At 67.3% G+C, this 594-nt stretch carries 1 protein-coding gene; it reads right to left on the bottom strand.

The genetic code is table 11. The features are described 5' to 3' along the window. On the bottom strand, positions 1 to 594 hold a 594-nt coding region (locus J5M58_RS25915), incomplete at both ends, for a CorA family divalent cation transporter (RefSeq protein WP_207880170.1).

Here is a 594-nt window from a genome sequence, read left to right as displayed (position 1 = left end):
TTGTGCGGCCGTCCAGCGCGAGCAGGTACTGCTTGGCCGCCAGGACGACGGCAAAGCGCGTAAGGGTGGCCGGAGGATCGTTCAGCTGATGACACGGGTCGATGTTCGGGATCGGGTGGCGGCCATGGGCGGCGCCGGTCGCACGCTCGGCACTGTGGTTGCCGGTCTGCCGGGCAATGGCGCTGTAGCGGGGGGTTGCATCGAACGGGATCGCGAACAGCGCGGCGAACGAACCGAGCCGCTTCGTCACTTCGTTCTCCGCGAGCGAGATCATCCCGAGGTTCACCTGAATCGCGGTGACGAGCATCTCGCGCCGCCCTTCGATCGTTCGCACGATCCGCAGCAGATGATCGTAGACGTCGCGGAAGTAATGGTCCATCCCCGCGCAGACCTGCGGAACGCGGCCGCCGACGAGTTTCGCGAGCGGCTCGACGAGCGGCGCCGTGTGCTGCTGCAGCATCACGAGCCGGCGCTTGAGCCTGTACAGATCCTCGATCAGCGCGCGGGCGGCGGCCGTGCCCGTCTTCTCGAAGATCCGGTCCTCGAGCGCTTCCAGCTCGGCGCCGAGCGCCTCGAGCGTCGGGAAATAGCGGT

Origin of the sequence: Pseudomonas sp. 32_A (genome assembly GCF_017490905.1) — a bacterium.
In the GTDB taxonomy this organism is placed as follows: Bacteria; Pseudomonadota; Gammaproteobacteria; order Pseudomonadales; family Pseudomonadaceae; genus Aquipseudomonas; species Aquipseudomonas inefficax.
This window is presented reverse-complemented; position numbering and strand designations above follow the sequence as displayed.